The sequence below is a fragment of the Devosia sp. Root635 genome (assembly GCF_001427605.1).
Taxonomy (GTDB): domain Bacteria; phylum Pseudomonadota; class Alphaproteobacteria; order Rhizobiales; family Devosiaceae; genus Devosia.
Map to the genome: position 1 here is coordinate 113654 of NZ_LMGZ01000021.1, position 19532 is coordinate 133185.

21 protein-coding genes and 1 pseudogene are annotated in these 19532 nt (G+C 64.5%); 10 read left to right on the plus strand and 12 right to left on the minus strand.

All coding sequences use genetic code 11. The features are described from left to right. Positions 1-27: 27 nt before the first annotated feature. Both ASD80_RS14625 and ASD80_RS14630 read right to left on the minus strand, forming a co-directional pair. A complete protein-coding gene (locus ASD80_RS14625) occupies positions 28-423 on the minus strand; it encodes a DUF2155 domain-containing protein (RefSeq protein WP_056234206.1) in 396 nt (131 codons plus the stop codon). A gap of 40 nt (positions 424-463) precedes the next feature. Beyond that, positions 464-850: an NADH:ubiquinone oxidoreductase subunit NDUFA12 gene (locus ASD80_RS14630; protein WP_056234477.1), complete on the minus strand. Its 387-nt coding sequence runs from the start codon at positions 848-850 to the stop codon at positions 464-466. 161 nt (positions 851-1011) lie between these two features. On the opposite strand from ASD80_RS14630, the gene ASD80_RS14635 reads away from it, so the two are divergent. The 3 genes from ASD80_RS14635 (at position 1012) to ASD80_RS14645 (ending at position 7212) form a co-directional block, all read left to right on the plus strand. Then, positions 1012-2193 carry an MFS transporter gene (locus tag ASD80_RS14635; protein WP_056234209.1) on the plus strand — a complete coding sequence of 394 codons (1182 nt, stop codon included), beginning with the start codon at positions 1012-1014 and terminating at the stop codon, positions 2191-2193. Positions 2194-2761: 568 nt separating this feature from the next. Then, entirely contained in the window at positions 2762-6481 is a 3720-nt protein-coding gene (locus ASD80_RS14640; RefSeq protein WP_056234211.1) for a vitamin B12-dependent ribonucleotide reductase, read from the plus strand. A gap of 227 nt (positions 6482-6708) precedes the next feature. Further along, complete coding sequence (locus ASD80_RS14645; RefSeq protein ID WP_056234213.1) at positions 6709-7212, plus strand: nucleoside kinase; 504 nt, start codon at positions 6709-6711, stop codon at positions 7210-7212. A 31-nt stretch (positions 7213-7243) separates the two neighbouring features. Here ASD80_RS14645 and ASD80_RS14650 read toward each other — a convergent pair whose 3' ends face one another. After that, positions 7244-7636, minus strand: coding sequence for a GFA family protein (locus ASD80_RS14650; RefSeq protein WP_056234216.1), 393 nt, complete (start codon positions 7634-7636; stop codon positions 7244-7246). A gap of 38 nt (positions 7637-7674) precedes the next feature. Further along, a complete protein-coding gene (locus ASD80_RS14655; protein WP_056234218.1) occupies positions 7675-8112 on the minus strand; it encodes an FKBP-type peptidyl-prolyl cis-trans isomerase in 438 nt (145 codons plus the stop codon). Positions 8113-8338: 226 nt separating this feature from the next. On the opposite strand from ASD80_RS14655, the gene ASD80_RS14660 reads away from it, so the two are divergent. Beyond that, positions 8339-9553 (plus strand): MFS transporter, encoded by a 1215-nt coding sequence (locus ASD80_RS14660; protein WP_056234221.1) that lies wholly within the window; start codon positions 8339-8341, stop codon positions 9551-9553. Here the strand turns inward: ASD80_RS14660 and ASD80_RS14665 are convergent. Continuing rightward, positions 9550-10902 carry an MFS transporter gene (locus tag ASD80_RS14665; protein ID WP_162247374.1) on the minus strand — a complete coding sequence of 451 codons (1353 nt, stop codon included), beginning with the start codon at positions 10900-10902 and terminating at the stop codon, positions 9550-9552. The genes ASD80_RS14660 and ASD80_RS14665 overlap by 4 nt on opposite strands. 216 nt (positions 10903-11118) lie before the next feature. Between ASD80_RS14665 and ASD80_RS14670 the strand changes: the two genes are divergently transcribed. Together ASD80_RS14670 and ASD80_RS14675 are read left to right on the plus strand one after the other, a co-directional pair. Then, positions 11119-11292 carry a DUF2934 domain-containing protein gene (locus tag ASD80_RS14670; protein ID WP_200950337.1) on the plus strand — a complete coding sequence of 58 codons (174 nt, stop codon included), beginning with the start codon at positions 11119-11121 and terminating at the stop codon, positions 11290-11292. 30 nt (positions 11293-11322) lie between these two features. Further along, a complete protein-coding gene (locus tag ASD80_RS14675) occupies positions 11323-11892 on the plus strand; it encodes a 5'-methylthioadenosine/S-adenosylhomocysteine nucleosidase (RefSeq protein ID WP_056234480.1) in 570 nt (189 codons plus the stop codon). On the opposite strand, the gene ASD80_RS14680 is transcribed toward ASD80_RS14675, so the two are convergent. Further along, the gene (locus ASD80_RS14680; protein ID WP_056234231.1) at positions 11889-12215 is read right to left on the minus strand and encodes a hypothetical protein; all 327 of its coding nucleotides are present in this window, start codon (positions 12213-12215) and stop codon (positions 11889-11891) included. The two genes, ASD80_RS14675 and ASD80_RS14680, sit on opposite strands and share 4 nt — an antisense overlap. 185 nt (positions 12216-12400) lie before the next feature. Here ASD80_RS14680 and ASD80_RS14685 point away from each other — a divergent pair, with 185 nt between their 5' ends. Both ASD80_RS14685 and ASD80_RS14690 read left to right on the plus strand, forming a co-directional pair. Next, entirely contained in the window at positions 12401-12733 is a 333-nt protein-coding gene (locus ASD80_RS14685) for a hypothetical protein (protein ID WP_056234234.1), read from the plus strand. Between the two features lie 110 nt (positions 12734-12843). Next, positions 12844-13305: pseudogene (locus tag ASD80_RS14690) on the plus strand (cell wall hydrolase); the annotation flags it as partial. Positions 13306-13323: 18 nt separating this feature from the next. On the opposite strand, the gene ASD80_RS14695 reads toward ASD80_RS14690, so the two are convergent. Then, positions 13324-13797, minus strand: a complete 474-nt coding sequence (locus ASD80_RS14695) for a hypothetical protein (RefSeq protein WP_244489017.1) — start codon at positions 13795-13797, stop codon at positions 13324-13326. An 86-nt stretch (positions 13798-13883) separates the two neighbouring features. Further along, complete coding sequence (locus ASD80_RS14700; RefSeq protein WP_056234240.1) at positions 13884-14429, minus strand: DUF2076 domain-containing protein; 546 nt, start codon at positions 14427-14429, stop codon at positions 13884-13886. A gap of 191 nt (positions 14430-14620) precedes the next feature. Between ASD80_RS14700 and ASD80_RS14705 the strand changes: the two genes are divergently transcribed. Further along, positions 14621-14986 (plus strand): hypothetical protein, encoded by a 366-nt coding sequence (locus tag ASD80_RS14705; protein ID WP_056234242.1) that lies wholly within the window; start codon positions 14621-14623, stop codon positions 14984-14986. 49 nt (positions 14987-15035) lie between these two features. Here the strand turns inward: ASD80_RS14705 and ASD80_RS14710 are convergent, their stop codons facing one another. The 3 genes from ASD80_RS14710 to ASD80_RS14720 form a co-directional block, all read right to left on the minus strand. Then, entirely contained in the window at positions 15036-15308 is a 273-nt protein-coding gene (locus tag ASD80_RS14710) for an EscU/YscU/HrcU family type III secretion system export apparatus switch protein (protein ID WP_056234245.1), read from the minus strand. Beyond that, entirely contained in the window at positions 15305-17059 is a 1755-nt protein-coding gene (locus tag ASD80_RS14715) for a flagellar hook-length control protein FliK (protein ID WP_056234248.1), read from the minus strand. The genes ASD80_RS14710 and ASD80_RS14715 overlap by 4 nt, the downstream gene beginning before the upstream one ends. A 133-nt stretch (positions 17060-17192) precedes the next feature. Further along, the gene (locus ASD80_RS14720; RefSeq protein WP_056234485.1) at positions 17193-17939 is read right to left on the minus strand and encodes a glycosyltransferase family 2 protein; all 747 of its coding nucleotides are present in this window, start codon (positions 17937-17939) and stop codon (positions 17193-17195) included. A 224-nt stretch (positions 17940-18163) separates the two neighbouring features. Here ASD80_RS14720 and ASD80_RS19205 point away from each other — a divergent pair, with 224 nt between their 5' ends. Then, positions 18164-18964 (plus strand): FecR domain-containing protein, encoded by an 801-nt coding sequence (locus tag ASD80_RS19205; protein ID WP_082555320.1) that lies wholly within the window; start codon positions 18164-18166, stop codon positions 18962-18964. 6 nt (positions 18965-18970) lie between these two features. Here ASD80_RS19205 and ASD80_RS14730 read toward each other — a convergent pair whose 3' ends face one another. Further along, positions 18971-19471, minus strand: a complete 501-nt coding sequence (locus tag ASD80_RS14730) for a DUF1993 family protein (RefSeq protein ID WP_056234255.1) — start codon at positions 19469-19471, stop codon at positions 18971-18973. Positions 19472-19532 lie beyond the last annotated feature (61 nt).

Below are 19532 nucleotides of genomic sequence, written 5' to 3' on the forward strand. Positions count from 1 at the left end.
GGTCATCCGACAGGCAATCGTGGTATTTTACCGCTGGTCGGGCGGGGGTACATCGGTGCTGGTCTTGCAGGCGATCAGCCACACGTCATAGATCGCGTGGTCGACGGCGTTGAGCGCCGGGCTGTCGGCAAACATCCAGCCGGTGAAGATGCGTTTGGAAACACCTGTCAGGCTGCGCTGGTCGACTTCGAGAAAGGCCGACACGCGCTGCGTTTCGGTCGCCGGGCGATTGTAGCAGGCGCGCGGGGTGATCTCGAGCGCACCGAACAGCACCGTCTCATCGATATAGACATCGAAACGGGTGATACGGCCGGTGATCTTGTCGAGACCAGCAAAGGTCGCCACCGGATTGGCGATTGGCTGCGCCATAGCGGGTGTCGCAAGCGCCAGCCCCAACAGGGGAACCAGCGCTCGGGCCAGCATCAGGATGAGTGGGCTGCTCGGGCGCAAGGCGCCGCGGTCCTTATTCGGGCGACCAGGCGTTGTAATCACCGGTGACGCGCGGGCGCTCGCCCTTGTTGAGCAGGCTCCCGTCGGGGCGATAGGCCGCAGCCGTGCCGGTCAGGTTAGCCTCATGCGGCTTTTCCCAGCCGCGTGGCGCATATTTGGCATCGGTTGGCACGATATCGGTGCGGTGATGCATCCAGCCGTGCCAGCCGGGCGGAATGGCCGAGGCGTCGGCATAGCCGCCGCCATAGGTCACATAGCGCCGGTCGGCCTTGCGGTCCTGGTAGTATCTGTTGCCGAATTCGTCGCTGCCGACATAGTCGCCGAAGCGCCAGATCCACAGCCGCGTGCCCCAGGTTTGGCCGCTCCACCAGGAGAAGATTTCAGTCAGGAACTGCTTGATACCGGATTGGGCCACGTGTCGATTCCGCCGTCGAGATATGCGAGTTGAGGCGGTGTAACATGGGTGACGGACGGAGCCTAGACCGAATTGGCCTTCATCATCTTGACCTGCCTGCTCGGCACCGATCTCAGCCTGCTGGCACAAGCCCTTGGATCGGAAGCATGAACCTCCGCCGCTTTCTTGGCGTCTACTACGCCTATCTGTTCCTGTTCGACTTCATCCTCTGCTACGCCATCTATACGGCTTTGTTCGAGCTCAGGGGGCTGGGCTTCACCCAGATCGGGGCCCTGCTCGCCTTCTGGTCGTTTTCGGCCATCGTGCTCGAATTGCCGTCCGGTGCCCTGTCCGATCGCTTCGATCGCCGCTGGCTGCTGGTCGCGGCGCCCCTGGCCAAGCTCCTTACCTTCGTCTGCTGGGGGCTGGCCGATGGCAATGTCTGGCTCTATGGACTGGGCTTCCTGTGTTGGAGCGTCGGCCAGGCATTGATGAGTGGTACGGGCGAGGCACTGGTCTATGAACGGCTCGAGGCTGAGGACCGCACTGCCGACTATGACAAGGTCAATGGTCGCGCCACGGCTGCCGAATCGCTGGGCATTGCCGCCGGTACCCTGCTGGGCGGGTTCGTTGCCGCGGCAAATGGCATGGAGCTGACCGTCTGGCTCTCCATTCCGCCCTTGCTGCTCTGCGCCCTGCTGGCACTCAGCCTGCGCGACTCACGCCAGGCGCCCGAGGCGGAAGAGGAGGTACGGCCGGGCTATATGGAAAACTTCCGCATCGCGTTCCGGGAATTCCGCACCCTGCCCGAACTGCGCTTCGTAACCCTCTATATTGCCGTGGGTCTGATCCTGTTCGAAGTGCTCGAAGAGTTCGACCAGCTCTATTATCTCGCCGTCGGCCTGCCGATCTGGCTGTTCGGGGTGGTTGGCGCGGCCGTTCTGGGCGCTGTTGCCCTGGCCAGCACATTGGCGCACCGACTCGCCCGCCACCCTGCCCTTGCCTGGGCACTGCCGCTGGCGGGCGGGCTATTGCTGCTCGCCGCCTCTTTCGGCACGCATCCGGCCTATGTGCTGGTGCTGGACCTGGCCTATCTGCTGGTGGTGCCAGCAACGGTACTTTCGGAAGCCCGCTTCCAGCGGCTCATCGAGGGCCGCAGCCGGGCCACCACGACATCGGCTCTGGCCATGGCGCAGAATGTCACCGGAATTCTCATTACCTTCGGCTTTGGCATCTTGGCCGAATATGTCGGCATTCTGCCCGGCTATGGCTGGGCGGGTCTGCTCATGCTGCCGGTGGCAGCCTGGGTCTGGCAAGCCCAACGCTCTGGTGTGCGGGCGCTCGACTGACCCACAAGCGCTGGTGTCCATTTGGCCCCGACGCAAATTCGTCGAAATTTCTGCGCTTGACAGCTTTTCGGCTGCTCGATTCTGCCTTTCGCAGGCATGGTAAACCGCCGGTAAGCAGCAAGGGGCGTGGCGCGATCAGCAAGGAATCCCGCGGCTTTAGCGGAGAGTCCTCGGCCTGAATTTCGTCTGTGACAGCGGCTTCCAAACAGCCTCAAATGGCGGCGCCAAACCCAGTGATTTCCTTGCAGTTTGTCCCCGCAATTCACATATTACCCCTACTAGTGGTTGTTTTGTTCCGCACCCGCACCACTAGACCTTGTGATTTGTGGCGTTGACGCGGCTGCTGAATCGGAGGAATGTTTTCGACGGTCCGGTGCAGTTTGCTGCAGCGGGCAAGCCCTGGGTAGGAGCGCTGGCAAGAGACCGGTGCCGCGCCTGGGCGACAGGCAAGATTTTCGAGCCCGCCTCCCGGGCTCGGTTGGTGAAGCGTCAAAACAGATTTGGGTGAGAAGCCGGGTTTCGGCTGGCGGGCATTCGTGTGCTCGTTCTATTGGGGAATACGACGACTATGCGCATTGAACGCCGGTTCACGACAGCAAACGAAGATCGCTACGGGTCCATCGAATTCCGCTTGGCCACGAGCGAGATTCGCAACCCCGATGGCTCGGTGGTCTTCAAGCTTGAGGATATCGCCGTCCCCGCCGCCTGGAGCCAGGTGGCGGCTGATATCATCGCGCAGAAGTATTTCCGCAAGGCGGGCGTCGCCAAAGTGCTGAAGAAGGTCGAGGAGAATTCGGTTCCCTCGTGGCTATGGCGCTCGGTTCCCGATGAAAAGGCGCTGGCCAAGCTCCCCGAAGCCGAGCGCTATGGCTCGGAAATGGATTCCCGCCAGGTGTTCGACCGCCTGGCCGGCACCTGGACCTATTGGGGCTGGAAGGGCGGCTACTTTGCCACCGAAGAGGATGCGCGCACCTTCTTCGACGAACTCGCCTATATGCTGGCCACCCAGCGCGTTGCCCCGAACTCTCCCCAGTGGTTCAACACCGGCCTGCACTGGGCCTATGGCATTGACGGTCCCGGCCAGGGGCATTTCTATGTCGACCCCTTCACCCACAAGCTGGTCAGCTCCAAGAGCTCCTATGAGCACCCGCAGCCCCATGCCTGCTTCATCCAGTCGGTCAATGACGACCTGGTGAATGAAAACGGCATCATGGACCTCTGGGTCCGCGAGGCGCGCCTGTTCAAATACGGCTCGGGCACCGGCACCAACTTTTCCGCCCTGCGCGGCTCGGGCGAGCGCCTGTCGGGCGGCGGCAAGTCAAGCGGGTTGATGAGCTTCCTCAAGATCGGTGACCGCGCTGCCGGCGCCATCAAGTCGGGTGGCACCACCCGCCGCGCCGCCAAGATGGTGGTGCTCGATATCGATCACCCCGATGTGGAGGAATATATCAACTGGAAGGTCAAGGAGGAGCAGAAGGTCGCCGCTCTGGTGACCGGCTCCAAGGTCGTTTCCAAGCACCTCAAGGCCATCATGAAGGCCGCGGTGAACTGCGAAGGCAGCGGCGACGATTGCTTCGACGTGGCCAAGAACCCGGCCCTCAAGCGCGAAGTGCGCGCCGCCAAGAAGGCGCTGGTGCCGGAGAACTACATTTTCCGCGTCATCCAGTTCGCCAAGCAGGGCTATACCGATATCGAATTCCCGGTCTACGACACCGATTGGGACAGCGAGGCCTATCTCACCGTTTCCGGCCAGAATTCCAACAATTCCGTCCGCGTCACCGATGATTTCCTGCGCGCTGTCGAAGGCGATGGCGATTGGGATCTCAAGGCCCGCCAGTCCGGCAAGGTCACCAAGACGCTCAAGGCCCGCGATCTGTGGGAACAGGTGGGCTATGCCGCCTGGGCCTCGGCCGATCCCGGCATCCAGTATCACACCACCATCAACGAGTGGCATACCAGCCCCGAAGCTGGTCCGATCAACGCGTCGAACCCCTGCTCGGAATACATGTTCCTCGACGATACGGCCTGCAACCTGGCCTCGGTCAACCTGCTGCCCTATCGCAATGCCGACGGCTCGTTCAACACATCAGCCTATGAGCACACGGTGCGCCTCTGGACCATCGTGCTCGAAATCTCGGTGATGATGGCCCAGTTCCCCTCGCGCGCCATTGCCGAACGCTCGTTCGAATACCGCACGCTGGGCATCGGCTACGCCAATATCGGCGGGTTCCTCATGACCTCGGGCATTCCCTATGACTCGGCCGAAGGCCGCGCCATTGCCGGCGCTGTCACGGCCATCATGACCGGGGTCAGCTACGCCACCTCGGCCGAAATGGCCAAGGAGCTGGGCCCGTTCAAGGATTACAAGCGCAACGCCAAGCACATGCTGCGCGTCATCCGCAACCACCGCAATGCCGCCCATGGCCATGCGGCAGGCTACGAAAACCTCTCGATCAACCCGGTGCCGCTCGACCATGCGTCGCTGATCGACGCCAACCTCTCCGAGCGCGCCAAGGTTGCCTGGGACAATGCCCTCGCGCTGGGCGAAAAGCATGGCTATCGCAATGCCCAGGTCTCGGTGATCGCCCCGACCGGCACGATCGGCCTGGTGATGGATTGCGACACGACCGGCATCGAGCCCGATTTTGCCCTGGTGAAGTTCAAGAAGCTGGCCGGTGGCGGCTATTTCAAGATCATCAACCGGGCCGTGCCGCCGGCTCTGCGCACGCTGGGTTATTCGGAAAGCCAGATTGCCGAAATGGAGGCCTATGCGGTCGGCCATGGCAATCTCAATCAGGCACCGGGCATCAATCCCGCCACCCTGCGCACCAAGGGTTTCACCGACGACAAGATCGAAGCCCTCAACAAGGGCATGGCATCGGCCTTCGACATCAAGTTCGTCTTCAACCAGTGGACGCTGGGCGTTGATTTCCTGAAGTCTTTGGGCGTCACCGACGAGCAGATGAACGACTTCTCGTTCGAGCTGCTGCCGTTCCTCGGCTTTTCGCGGAAGGACATCGAGGCCGCCAACCTCCATGTCGTGGGCGCCATGACGCTGGAGGGCGCGCCCCATCTCAGCGAAGAGCATCTGCCCGTCTTCGATTGCGCCACCCCCTGTGGCAAGATCGGCAAGCGCTACCTCTCGGTCGAGAGCCACATCCTGATGATGGCTGCGGCGCAGCCCTTCATTTCGGGTGCGATCTCCAAGACCATCAACATGCCCAATGACGCCACGGTGGAGGAAGCCAAGGAAGCCTATATGCTCTCCTGGCGCCTGGCGCTAAAGGCCAACGCGCTCTATCGCGACGGCTCCAAGCTCAGCCAGCCGCTCAATTCCTCGGTGCTGGCCGCGGCAGACGAGGATGAGGACGAAGACGCGGTCGAAAACCTCGTCGCCATGAATGCCGATGCCCGCGTCCCGGCCATCGCCGAAAAGATCGTCGAGCGCATCATCGAACGGGAAGTGGAAATCCGCTCCCGCGAAAAGATGCCCGACCGCCGCAAGGGTTATACCCAGAAGGCGGTCGTGGGCGGCCACAAGGTCTATGTCCATACCGGCGAGTATGCCGATGGACGGCTGGGCGAGATCTTCATCGACATGCACAAGGAAGGCGCGGCCTTCCGGGCGATGATGAACAACTTTGCCATCGCCATCTCGATCGGCCTGCAATATGGCGTGCCGCTGGACGAGTTCGTGGAGGCCTTCACCTTCACCCGCTTCGAGCCGGCCGGCATGGTCATGGGCAATGACCGCATCAAGAACGCGACTTCCATTCTCGACTACGTGTTCCGCGAACTGGCCGTTTCCTATCTCGACCGGGATGATCTGGCCCATGTCAATCCGGACAGCCCGACTTCGCTCGGCAAGGGCGTTGCCGAGGAGAAGGGTGCGCGCGCTTCGGCGTCCGCCCCTGCCCCGGTGCCCGCCGAGCGCTTTGTCTCCCGCGGCATGACCCGTGGCAAGGTCAACAACAAGAGCCTGATGATCGTCTCCGGCGACAATTACGTGAACCCGGTCCAGGCCATGCAGACCTCAACCGTAACGGCTTTGCGTACCGCAACGGCCCTCAAGGTGGATACCCAACTGAGCCCCTCCGCCTTCGCCCCCGCCGAACTGAGCCCCATCCCCAGCCCGCCGCCAAGCAAGGACGCCGGACTGCTGCGGGCCGAGGCCCAGATGAAGGGCTATACGGGGGATCAGTGCACCGAGTGCCATAACTTCACGATGGTCCGGAACGGCACGTGCTTGAAGTGCGATACGTGTGGGACGACGACGGGGTGTAGCTGAGCCATATGGCCGCAGCAGCAGTAGCGATATATCGTTCGCTGCGGCCAATTGCACGGCGAGCAAATCAGGTACACCCACAATGTCATTCCGGCGCAGGCCGGAATCCATGCTGAGATGATTGGACCTGGGCGTGGGAAGACCTCAGGATGGATCCCGGCCTTGGCCGGGGTGACATCGGGGTTGGGGCTGGCTTAGAAGCATCACCAACATCGATCACGAGCATTCCCATGGCCATCTGCAACTACCTCGTCGAAGGCAGTTCCGGTGCCGGCAAGACCACTGTCGCTACCGAGCTGGAGCGCCGCGGCTATCATGTCGTGCATGGTGACCGCGTGCTGGCCTATCAGGGCGATCCGGAGACCGGGGCGCGGCTCTTCCCGCCGGCGGGTGATCACCAATTCATCAGCGATCATCACATCTGGGATCTCGACCAGGTCCGCGCCATCATCGCCGACAAGACGCGCGACAAGACGTTCTTCTGCGGCGGCTCGCGCAACTGGCACAAGTTCATCCACCGCATGGACGCCGTATTCCTGCTCGAACTGGACCGGGAAACCCTGGAGCGGCGCATCGACAGTCGCGTCGACGAATGGGGCTCCGAGGCTGCCGAGCGGGCCATCATCATGGCGCTGCATGAAACCCGCAAATACCAGCCCGAGGATGGCATCCGCATCGACGCCGCCCGCCCGCTGGCCGAAGTCGTGGACGCCATCCTCGCCCATTGCCGCTGAAGCGGTAGACGAGATCGCCACGCCGGGCAGGCTACGCGGCGCCCTGCCCCTCGGCATCCCGCCCGCGCTCATACTGCGTCAGGCCGGCAAATTCGGGCAGCCAGTGTTCCCGCCGCAGGGTCCAGCTTTCGTAGCTCGGAATGAACTGGTCCGGCTCATCCAGCGACCCCAGATGCACTTCCACCTCGCCGCCGCTGCGGGCGAAGACCGATGAGCCGCAGCGGGGGCAGAAGTGGCGGCCCTGATAGTGGCGGACCTCGCCTTCGATGGTCACCGCCTGCTGCGGGAAGATGGCGGCAGCATAGAACAGCGCGCCGTGATGCTTGCGGCAATCGAGGCAATGGCAGATGCCCACGCGCAACGGGCGCCCCGTCGCCACGAGGCGAACATCGCCGCAGAGGCATCCGCCGGTAAATCGATCCATGCTGCGTCTCCTCCCCAGGGGTGGAGGGCATCCGGGCGTCAGGCCGCCTGGACGATCTCGACCAGTTCGACGTCGAAGACCAGATCCTCTCCGGCCAGCGGGTGGTTAGCGTCGACCTTGACGACCCTGTCGTCCACTTCGACCACGGTGATCGGCAGCATGCCACCATCGGCCGTGCGGGCCTGCAATTGCGTGCCCGGTCGCACGTCGATGCCCGAGGGCACCTTGGCGCGATCCAGCGTCTGGATGGCCTCGGCACGGTGCGGGCCATAGGCCTCGGCGCAGGGAATGGTCACGGTGTCCTTCTGGCCCGGCTCCATGCCGGCGACATGGGCCTCCAGGCCCTTGATGACCTGGCCCAGGCCGATGGTGAATTCCAGCGGCTCCTTGCCATCCGAGGAATCGAACTGCGTTCCGTTGGTCAGGCGCCCGGTATAATTGATGCGGACGACATCGCCCATCTTGGCTTCCGTCATGGCTGTTTCCTTCTGTGAATGCGGGCGGATTGCTCGACGCCCTTCCAGTGAGGCCGCGCGAGAGGCGCGACAGCGAGGGTCCAATGTAGGGACTGAAGCCCAGATGTAAACCGCTGCCGGGCAAATCGGCGCCGGAGGCCGCCGCACGAAATAAATCTTGCAGCAATGTCGTGCCGGCTGCGCATCGTTCGTCAAGCAGATAGAATGATGCGCGAGGGATACGCAAATGGAACGAAATTACGGTTGGGTCATCGTCGGCGCCGGCGCGCTGATCACCTGTCTGGCGATGGGCGCGATGTTCGCCCTGCCCGTCTATCTGCAGCCGATGGCCGACGAAACCGGCTGGACGCGGGCCGGCATTTCCGGCGCCATGACCATCGGTTTCATCGTCATGGGCGTCGCCGGCTTCCTGTGGGGTACGCTGACCGACCGTATCGGCGCCAGGCCGGTGGTGCTGATCGCCGCGGTGACGCTGGGGCTGGGCCTGTTCATCGCCAGCCGCGCCAATGACCTGCTGGTCTTCCAGATCGCCTATGGCGGGCTGGTCGGCGCCTCCGGTGGCGCTTTTTTCGCGCCGCTGATGGCCACGGTCATCGGCTGGTTCGACAAGCATCGCAGCCTGGCCGTGTCGCTCGTCTCGCTGGGCGGCGGCGTCGCCCCCATGGTGATCACGCCCCTGGCCACCGTGCTCATCGAGCAGATGGGCTGGCGCAATGCGATGATGACGACCGCCTTGGTGGCCACGGTGCTGATCCTGCCCACCGCCATGCTCATCCGCCGCCCGCCGGCGTCCGCGGACGGCCCGGCCGAAAGTGGCGCGGCGCCCGCGCCCGCCACGCGTCCGTCCATTGCCAGCGTATTCCGCAAGCCGCAATTCATCGTGCTGGCCGGGGTGTTTTTCCTCTGCTGTGCCGCCCATTCCGGCCCGATCTTCCACACCGTCAGCTATGCCATGCTGTGCGGCGCCTCGGCGCTGGCCGCGGCGAGCATCTATAGTGTCGAGGGCGTGGCCGGGCTGTTCGGTCGCCTCGTCTTCGGCGTGCTGGCCGACCGGCTGGGGGTCAAGCGGGTCATTGTCGGCGGCCTCGTGCTGCAGGCGGTGGGCATCTACACCTACATCTATGTGGGCGAGCTGACCCAGTTCTACATGCTGGCCATGGTGCTGGGCCTTGCCTATGGCGGCGTCATGCCGCTCTATGCCGTGCTGGCCCGCGACTATTTCCCGGCCCATGTCATGGGCACGGTGCTGGGCGGCATCACCATGACGTCATCCATCGGCATGGCCTTCGGCCCGGTGGGTGGCGGCTGGATCTTCGATACATTCGGCGATTACCAGTGGCTCTACATCAGCTCCGCCGGCATCGGCCTGGCCGCAGCTCTGGTGGCGCTGACCTTCCCCCGGCCCTCGGTGCCGCAGGAAGGCCAGTTGCAGCCGGCCTAAGCTGGGCTGGCGGCCGGTGTTCCCCCGCCGGCCGCATCGTCATCGGAGCCCCTGGCGTAGAATGCCGAGAGCTTGCGGTATTGCGGCGAGTTGAATGCCAGGACGGTCACGATCACCCCGATCACGCCGGCCAGGGTGAAGACCAGGGCGATGCCGCGTTCCGGCCCGGTGCCGAACCAGCTCCCGATAGTGTCGGCCCCGGCGCCATCGGTCATCAGCGGGATGAAGTAGAACTGGGTCAGCGGCCCGATGAGGAACGCGGTCAGCGGCGAGGCGGATTGCTCGATGGACTGGGCAAAGCCGAAAACGCGGCCCTGCCGTTCCAGCGGCACCACCTTTTGCAGCGTCGTATGTTCGGCCGCTTCGGCATAGGGTCCGAGCAGCATCCAGACGAACATGCCCCCTGCCAGCAGCCAGATCGAGGATTGCAGCGTGAAGACGCAGCAGACCGTCCAGGTGATGACATTGACCATGAGCAGGGTCTTGAGCGGATTTTTGCCCAACCCGGTCTTGGCGATGATGATGCCGCTGGCGATGAAGGCCGTCGACAGCACGCCGAACAGCAGCCCCCACACCTGCACGGACACCAGCGACAGCCCATAGGCATCGAGCAGGGCCATGAACACGCCGCCGAGGAAATTGTTGAAGGTGGCAAAAAAGATCAATGCGAACAGCCCCGGCACTGCGGCGATAACGCCAATGGTGCCCCTGATATCCACCGTCCTCGGCGGCATCACCTCCCCCGGCGCCGACTCGACACGGCCTTCGTCGATCCGGACGAAATTGAGATGTACAAAGGCCAGCAAGGTCAGCGCCAGGGCCAGCAGCAGGGTTGCGAACATGCCACCCCAGGCGACGAGGAAGCCGCTGATTACCGATGTCGTGAGGAATCCAATGCCGCTGACCATGCCGACCAGACCGTTGGCCTTGTCGCGCTCGTCCTCGGGGATAAGGATGGTCACCAGCGTCGGCAGGGCGATGCTGCGGATATTGCCGGCGATAACGCCCAGCATGACCAGAAGCACGAAGGCCCAGAGATACCACCCATAGGGGTTGGTAAAGGCCCCCTCGGGCTCGAACAGCACCATGGCCAGCGACAGCACATAAAAGCCCAGCGAGACCAGGCTCGACCCCATCATGGCCAGCTTCTTGGGGTTGTGGTCGACGATGCTGCCCAGCCAGAAGCCGAAGGCGGCGGTGAAGACCAGATAGACGCCGGCGATCATGCCGGTGGCGAAAACCGACTGTGTCTCGATATAGACCCAGAAGGTCAATGCGAACCACACGGTGAAATTGGTGATATTGGCCACCAGATTATTAGCCAGGATGTGGTGGAATGGCTTGGTCATCATGTCACCTTGAATGGCGCGCCGGCAGGCCAAACTATTGGCATCCGGTGCTAATTCCAACCTGATATTGCGCGGCGGCGTCAGCCGGTGTCAGCAGCGGTCGCCCCACAAGGACGCGGCAGGCCGACTTTTCCCGACAGAAGCATTCACCGTCCGGAAACCATGTTCGGGCAGGCTGCAGCCAGATTCAGCGCGAGGTTAGCAATGGACGACCAGGTGAGACGCCGTGCCTACCAATTGTGGGAAGCCGATGGCGGCCCTCAGGGGCAGGATCAGCAATACTGGTTCCAGGCATTGGCCGAACTGGCCGCCGCGGCTGCACAGCCGACCGTTGTCCCGACAGCCACGCCGCCGCGCAAGCGAGCGCCGCGCACCAAAAAGGCCGCCTGACTGGGCCATCGCGTGCGCATCCTTTATGTCATGGCCGTCGAGGCAGAGTACGGACCGCACCTGCAAGCCCGCATCACCCCGCTGATGACCGGAATCGGTCCGGTAGAAGCGGCCGTCGCGGTAACCCGTGCGCTGGCCGAGGCCCATCATGTCGGCGCCCTGCCCGACCTCGTCGTCTCGCTGGGCTCTGCCGGCTCGCGGGTGCTGGAGCAATGCGGCCTCTATCAGGCCAGCAGCGTGTCCTATCGGGACATGGATGCGTCCGCCCTGGGTTTCCCCAAGGGGCAGACGCCACTGCTTGACCTGCCGCCGGTGCTGCCGCTGCGTATGATCGATGGCCTTCCCGCCGCCACGCTGTCGACCGGCGCCAATGTCGTTTCGGGCGCCGCCTATGACGGCATCGACGCGGAGATGGTGGATATGGAGACCTATGCGGCGCTGCGCGCCTGCCAGGCGTTCAATGTGCCGCTGCTGGCCCTGCGCGGGATTTCCGACGGCGCGGACGAACTCGGCCATGTCGACGACTGGCGGCAATATCTGCATATCATCGACGAAAAGCTGGCGGCCGCCATCGACCTCATCGAGGCGGCTACCCTTTAGCGCCCGGCCGCCTTCTTGTCCCGGCGGGCGCGGCTCCAGGTGTTCCATTTGCGGGTGCCGCGCACGATGGCTGAATTGACCGGGCCTTGCAGGAACACCAGATCGAGTGCCAGCAGCAACAGGCCGAGCGGCAGCATCCAGATGCCGAGCACCGGCAGGAAGCTGAAAATGCCGCCCAGCACCAGCAGCAGCCCGAGCGGAATGCGGATCCAGCGCGCCTCGGGGCGGCGGATACGCTCCAGCAGGCGCGCGGCGAAGTCGGGTATGCGGCGTTGCAGCCGGTCGAACTGGCGGTTGAGGCGGGCGCGGCTCTTGGTTGCCATGGTCGGTCCCCTCTTCTGGCATTGCTCCAACTGCAATCTGGGGTGACGAAAGCGTTCGGCCAAGAGGGACATGGTCACATTTTCGCGGGAACCACACTTGAACCGCGCGCAGCGTCACCGTCGGGAACCTGCCGGCCCCGGCAGGAGTTGAGCCAGCAACCGCCAACTCATTTCCGGAGCGTCCCATGGCTACCGCCGCGAAACGTACTCTCAAGACCGTCGAAGACGCCGGCGAAAGCGTGTCGGACGCATTGTTCGACCAGATCGCCACTCTGCGTAAGGAAATAGCTGCAGTGGCCGATGCGGTCGGCGACTATGGTGGCCATCACCTGGGCGACGCCCAGCATAATGCGATGGCGCTCGCCAAGGAGGTCCGCCATCAGGGCGCCATCGTGGCGCGCCAGGTCAATCGCCAGGCCAGCGTTGCCGGCAAGGCGATCCAGGACAATCCGGTGCCGGTCATCGTGGCGCTCGGCACGATCGCCCTGCTTTCCGCGCTGGTGTTCACGCGCGACTAGCCGCGCGGCCGGCATTGCGAATCCGTTAACCCTTTCGCTCAGACCTTCCTTAAGTCTGTTGGGGCATTTTCGGTCAGGCTTGCACAATTGCAACAGACCGGAGATGTCCCATGGCGCTTTCCAGAGCCCTCCTGCGTTTGGCCGCCCTTGCCGTCGCCGCGACGAGTCTGGGCGGATGCAGTTTCCTCGGCCTCGATTTCGGCATGGCTCAGCTTTCCGAGAAGGAATGCATGATGCGGGCCATGTATTTCGAGTCCAACCGCTCCAGCGCCGAAGGCATGCTGGCCGTGGGGACAGTGGTGATGAACCGCGTCAACGATTCCCGCTACCCCAGGACCGTCTGCGGTGTGGTGGGCCAGAAGAACCAGTTCGCCCAGGGCGTGCTCACTCGCAAGATGACCGATAGCGGCGCCATCCTGGCCTCGCAGATGGCCGACCAGGTGTTGCGCGGCACCCGGCATCCCGGCGTGCAGAATGCCCAGCATTTCCACACCGCCGGACTGCGCTTCCCCTACAACAACATGTATTACGTGCTCGAAGCGGGCGGCAATGAGTTCTACGAGAAGCGGACTCCCGGCACGTTCTGAAGTCTATCGCGCCTGCACTAGGGCGCGGCTCAGGAAGAAGCCGTGGCCATCCTCGCGGGCGCAGGTCAGGCCACGGCGCTCGGACAGGCATTGGAACGGCCCGAGCGTGACAACGTGGTCATAGTGGAATTGCTGGGTCAGCGAGCAGCAACCGGCATCGCCGACATCCTCGATCAGGTAGCCTTCGCCCTGCCCGCCCAGTATCGCACGGACATAGTCGGGTTCGACCCGGTCGCACCGGATTTCAGCGAGGCCATCCTGCGTCTCATAGAACGAGGTGCCGCCGGCCGGCGTATAGATGCAGCCGATATTGCCCGAAGGCATGACGAAGTCCACCTGGCCCTCGTCAGTGGCATAGAATTGCTGCAGTTCGTAAGCCTTGGCCGGCACGCCGAGCAGGATGGTCAGCGTGGCAAACCCGGCAAAGACCAGTGAATTGCGCAGCAGGGCGCGGCGTTGACGATGGGTGGTGAGCATGGCCATGACCCTCATTGGCGTTGCGATGAGGGCTGGTATGGCCGGCACGGGCTGAATGGGCGCTGGGACGCCCGTTCAGATGCGGTTTAGAAATCGCCGCCGATGTCGAAGTCGCCGTCATCGAAATCATCGCCGCCGGTATCATAGTCCTGGTCGGCGGGGGCGTCGCCGCCATGCTCCTGGGCGTGAGCGCCGCCGGTCAGCATGCCGGCGATGGCGCTGCCGAGCAGCATGCCGCCTGCGACGCCCATGGCTGTCTGGGCTGCTCCGGCCAGAAAGCCGCCGCCCTGCCCGCGCCGGTCGTCATAGTCGCCCTGCTGACGATCCCACGGCCCGCGGCGGCGCGTTGGCTGTCGTTGCGGCGCGTCATCCCCGCCGAACAGGCCGCCGAGAAAGCCGCCGCCCGGCCGCTGGCTGGCTTCAAGCTGCTCGATGCGCTGCTGTGCCTGCTGCAGGGCCTGCTCCTGGATAAGGATGGTCTGCGCCATGTAATAGGGCGCCGGGGCGAATTCGCGCAGCCGCTGCTGGATCAGCGCCTCGGCATCGCGATCGCGCCGTGGGCTGTTGCGGGCCACGTCCTCGATGCGGTCGAACAGCCCGTCGATGGCCTGCTGGTCTTGCTGGTTCTGCATGTGCCCACTCCCTGAGCGACTGGTGATGCACAAGAAGTGGTAACCGTTTCCAGTCGTTGCAATGGCCCCTTTGCGGTTTGCGCAAGGCCGCCTCGGAAATGCCATCACTCGGCCCAAACTTTGCCGGAAGCGGCGGTGTAACGAGACTGTGATCGGCCGCTCAAGTCGCCGAATCCACAGGGAAAACACCGATGACCACCAAGATCCTCCTGCCGCTCGCCGCCGTCGCCATGCTCACCCTCGCCGCCTGCAGCAATCCGGAAACGCCGGCCGAAGCCACCGATACCGCTCCGGCAGCGGAGGTTGTCGTCCCGGCTCCTGCCGAGCCGGCAGTGGCCCCGGCCGCCAATACGACCGCCGTCACGCCGGAGCAGGCCATGCAGGCCATCCAGCAGCAGGCCGCGACCATGACCGACGAACAGAAGGCCGAGACCATCGCTGCCGCCCGCAAGGCAGCCGAGGATGCTGCGACGGCGCAGGGCCTGACCGCCGAACAGGTCAAGCAGGCCGGCGATATGGCCGAGCAGGCCACCAAGCAGATGCTCGGCGTTCAGTAACCCGAACGTCACGCATGAATTAGGCCCCGCAAGCCGCTGGTTTGCGGGGCTATTTGTTTGTGCTGACCCGCAATACATAGCCGATGACGATGGCCACGGCCTCGTAGAGTTCCAATGGGATGGTGTCGTCGAGCTCGACACCGCTCAGCGCTTCCGCCAGTACCGGATTGGTCTCGATGACGACCCCGCTGTCGCGCGCCAGTTCGACGATGCGGTCGGCCAGGAGTCCCCGGCCCTTGGCGACCACATGCGGCGCGTCGCGCGTCCCCTTCTCGTATTGCAGCGCCACGGCAAGGGCGCGGGGCTTGCTCTCGTCGCTCATGTGCGCGCATCCACGAAATGGCCAGAAGGGGCGGAGGGGGCAGCGAGCGGTTCGCCGTGGCGGACGATGATGGCGCTGGCCTGCAAACCCGCCCCGGTCAATGCCTCGCGGAGCGTGGCAATCTCGGCGTCGAGCGCAGCCGAGGCAGCCGGTTCGGTGGCCCACAGCATGACTCCCACAGCCCCGCCCCGCAGAGTGACCTGTGCCCCGACCTCGCCCATATCGGGCAGGCTGAGGGCGAAGCGCATCTGCCAGCCGCGCTCGGCGGCGGTTTCGGCCTCGTTATGCTGGTCGCGGTGGATTTGGAGCTGCATCAGCGTCTGGTGCGTCCCCACCATTACCGGCAGGTCCATGCTCAAATCCGCGCTGCGACCCACCGGATCGGGCAGCGAGGCATGCTGATGCAGCCGCACCCGCGCCAGCGCCGATTCCGTGCGCTCCAGCAAATGCTTGCCCACCACCTCGGGTGCCGCCTTCGGATCGAGCGGCGGCGCTTCGGCGGCGCGCGCCCTTGGCGTGCTGCCGCGTAGTGGCGGTGGAATTTGAGCAACGGGGGCAACCGGCGCCTGCTGGCCCAGCCATGAGGTCAGCGTCTGGCGCAAGGCCAGCAGCGCCGATTTCATGTCCAGCTGCAACAGCGGCTGGCCTCGCGCCAGATTGGCCTCCTGGAACACGCCGGAGCCGCGAACGGCCGCTTGCAACGCAGTGCCGTCGAAACGCGGACCATCGATGGCCGTACGGGCCGCCAGCACCTGCTGAGCAGCACGCACGACCGGTTCGGGCAGCACCACCCTTCCGGCAATGCTGGAAAGCGCCGTGGTCAGCGCCATAACCGAACCCTGCCGCGGCACCGAGGCCTGCACCATCTGGGCCAGGGCGGCCTGCGGCGTCGGCGCCGGCGGGGCTGGCTGTTGCGGCATCGCATTACCCGGCGAGGAATGTGCTGTGGCGTTGGCCGTAACCGTGGTGGCGACCACCGGGCGTACGGCGCCGGCTACGGCCGCCGGCGCGGCAGGCCGGGCCGGTACGGTCGCCGTTGCGGCCACGGCTGCCGCCAATGGATTGCGAAGCGCGGGCGTCGTCGCCGCTTGGGGATAGCCCGGCGCTGCGGCTGTCGGCTGCGGTGGTGGCGCGGCGACCGCCGGCTGGGCGGCAGGCGGCGGTACAGCGGCGGGCGATGTGGCCGGCGTCGCTACAGGAGCGGCCAGCGCGGCAGGGGCCGCCCCTTGTGGCAAGGTCGCCGGTGTCGGCGCCGGCGCAGTAACGCTGCTGGTGGGTGATGCGGATGGAATGACTGCCCCATTCGGCGGCTGTGACACCGGTATCGGCGGCGGCGCTGTCGATGGCTGCGCCGCGGCGGCCGCCGGAATTGCGCCACCCGGCTGCGGCGATAGTGAGGCGGTGCTTGCCGGCGACGGCAGGGGAATATTGGCCTGCGGACCGGGCGCGGCAGGCGCCGGACTGGCGGGCGATGCAGCGGGCATGGTTGCGGGCGTGGTTGCAGCCTGCAATGCCAGGCGCAGTTGCGCGCCGCTGCCCTGCACTTCCAGCCTGATGGTTTCGCCTGCCTTGACCAGCGTGGGCAGTACCAGGTTCAGCAACTGGCCCTTGATCTCGACCTGCATGCCGCCGTTGGGTGCGGGGCCGATGACCTTGGCGTCCAGCACCTGTCCTGATTGCAAGGCCAATGCCTGCAGCGCCCCGGTGCGGGCGGCGGTGACGAGCTGGGGCAGTTGCGAGGGGATCGACATGGCGTTCCGGCCCTCTGCCGCTCCATGCGGCAACCCATTCTAGCGCGCGATCAGCATCCGATGATTCCCTCCTGTTGGGAAACTTAACATCGGCTGACCAAGGCGCGTGAATCGCGCGCTATTGTTTGCCAGCCTAGTCGGGGCGGATGTCGGTATAGTCCTTGGTCGCCGGCTTGCCGCGGAAGGTCACCCAGAAAAAGTTCAGCGTATACGTGCCTGCCGTGCGGAACACGCCTTCCTTTTCAAGGCGTCGTCCGGACGTCTTCATCTTGAGCGCGAAGGTCCATTTGACGTTGCCCACCTTGGACAGGCGCACCGCGACATCGGTATCCTCGCCAAAGAACTGGATGGTGCGGTCATAGCCGCCCACCTGCTGCCAGGCGGCGCGCTTGAACACGAAATTGCCCCCCTGCACCACCGAGCCGACGCGCAGCACGTAGCGATTGATGACATAGATCAGCCAGGTCAGCCCATAGAACATGTTCACCAGGACCCGGCTCCAGGCGCTCATGTCGTAATAGACATAGGGGCCGCTGAGGCAGACCAGCCTGGAATCGCGGGCGAATTCGTCGAGCACGGTGTCGAGCCAGCCCGACGGCACGATGGTATCGCTGTCGATGTTGGCGATCAGCTCGAACCCTTCGCTGGCGGCAAAGCCGGCATCGCGGGCATTGACCAGGCCCTTCTTGGGCTCATCGACCACGCGCACCGTGGGAAAGCTGCGGGCGATCTCGCCGGTGCGGTCGGTCGAGGCATTGTTGACCACGATGATGTCGGCATCGGCGCCGGAGCGGGCAATTTCCGCCACCACGGAGTCGAGGCATTTGCCGATCAGCGCCTCTTCATTATAGGCGGGTATGACGAATGCCAGTTTTCTCATGGCTGCCTCTTGCTGGGCTGGCGGGCGGAGTGCCGCAATCGCCTGCAAATAGCTGCTGGCCGCGGCAACGGCAACAGGGACGGCGCTTTTCCCGCATGCCGGGCCAGTCATGGCCGCCGATTTCGTGACATTTCAGACGCTTCCGGACACTTGCCCGCTTTTGCTAAGGTGGAGCCAATACTGCGTTCACACAGCGTTCAGTTGCGGGTTGCAACAAGCAGGCCATGATGAAACAGCTTCTGTTGAGACATTTGCTTGTCGTTCTGCTGTCGTCCGCGGCATCCGCTGCCTTTGCGGCCGGGGAAGGTACGGCCGTCGGCGTCAACCCGGACGCGGTAGCGCAGCTCAATTCCACCGACCGCATCCTCGAAGTGGGTGCGGATGTCTCGGTGGGCGAACGCATCGTTACCGGCCCGTCGGGACAGGTGCAGATCGTCTTCGACGACGACACAAGGCTGGTCGTTGGCCCGCATAGCGCGCTGGTGATCGAGGCCTATCTGATGGCATCCGGCAATACCGCCCAGCAATTGACGGTCAACGCGCTGGGCGGCTCGTTCCGCTTCATCACCGGCAACAGCCCCAAGCCGGCCTATTCCATCCACACGCCAACCGCCGCCATCGCTGTGCGCGGCACCGAATTCGACATTATCGTCGAGCGGGGCGATACCAAAGTCATGCTCTATGAGGGGGCATTGCAGCTCTGCAATGCGGGCGGACTCTGCCAGGAGGTCACCCGCCGCTGCGAAGTCGCCACCGCCAGTCGCGACGCGGTGAGCCTCTTCGTGCGCAGCGACCCGCAGCGCCTGCCCCTGAGCTTCCAGTTCCGCTATGCGCGCTTCCAGGCGCCGCTGCTGCGGCCCTTCCGGGTCGGCGGCGCCGCCCTGTGTGCCGAGGAGAACGAGGGGGCGCCTTCACCGAGCAGCACCGATAGCGGCACCCCGCTACCCGTACCCACCCCGCAGCCTACGCCCCAGCCGGCTCCGACACCGACGCCCCAGCCCCCGCCCAGGGGCGGCAATAACTAGGCATGGTCAGCCGATGTAGTCGCGCTTGCCGATCGGAACGCCGGCATGGCGCAGGATGGCGTAGGCAGTGGTGACGTGGAAGAAGAAGTTCGGCAGCGCCCGCTCGGTCAGGTAGGCCTGGCCGGACATGGCGACGTCCTTGCCGCCCAGTTTCAGCGTCACTTCGCGCGTGTCGCCGCCGTCGAGATCGGCCGGCTTGATCGTCGCCAGGAGGTCGAGGGCCTTGCGGATGCGGGCGCGCAGCTCGTCGAACGTCTCCTCGGTGTCGGGCCAGGACGGCACCTCGCGGCCGGCCAGGCGCGACACGCAGCCCTTCACGTGGTCGGTGGCGATCATCACCTGCCCGCGAAACGGAATCATGTCCGGCGCCAGCCGCATGTTGGACAGCACCAGCGTATCGACCTTGCGCTCGGCCGCATTGGCCTCGGCCTTGTCCATGACGGCCAGCAGGTTGGTCAGCATGCGGGTGAAGATCGGCACGGTCATGCCGTAGACGGAAAGAGTCATCGCTGGAATACCTTGATTGTCATGCCCCGAACGGGAACAGTGTCTTGCGCCCGCCGTTGAG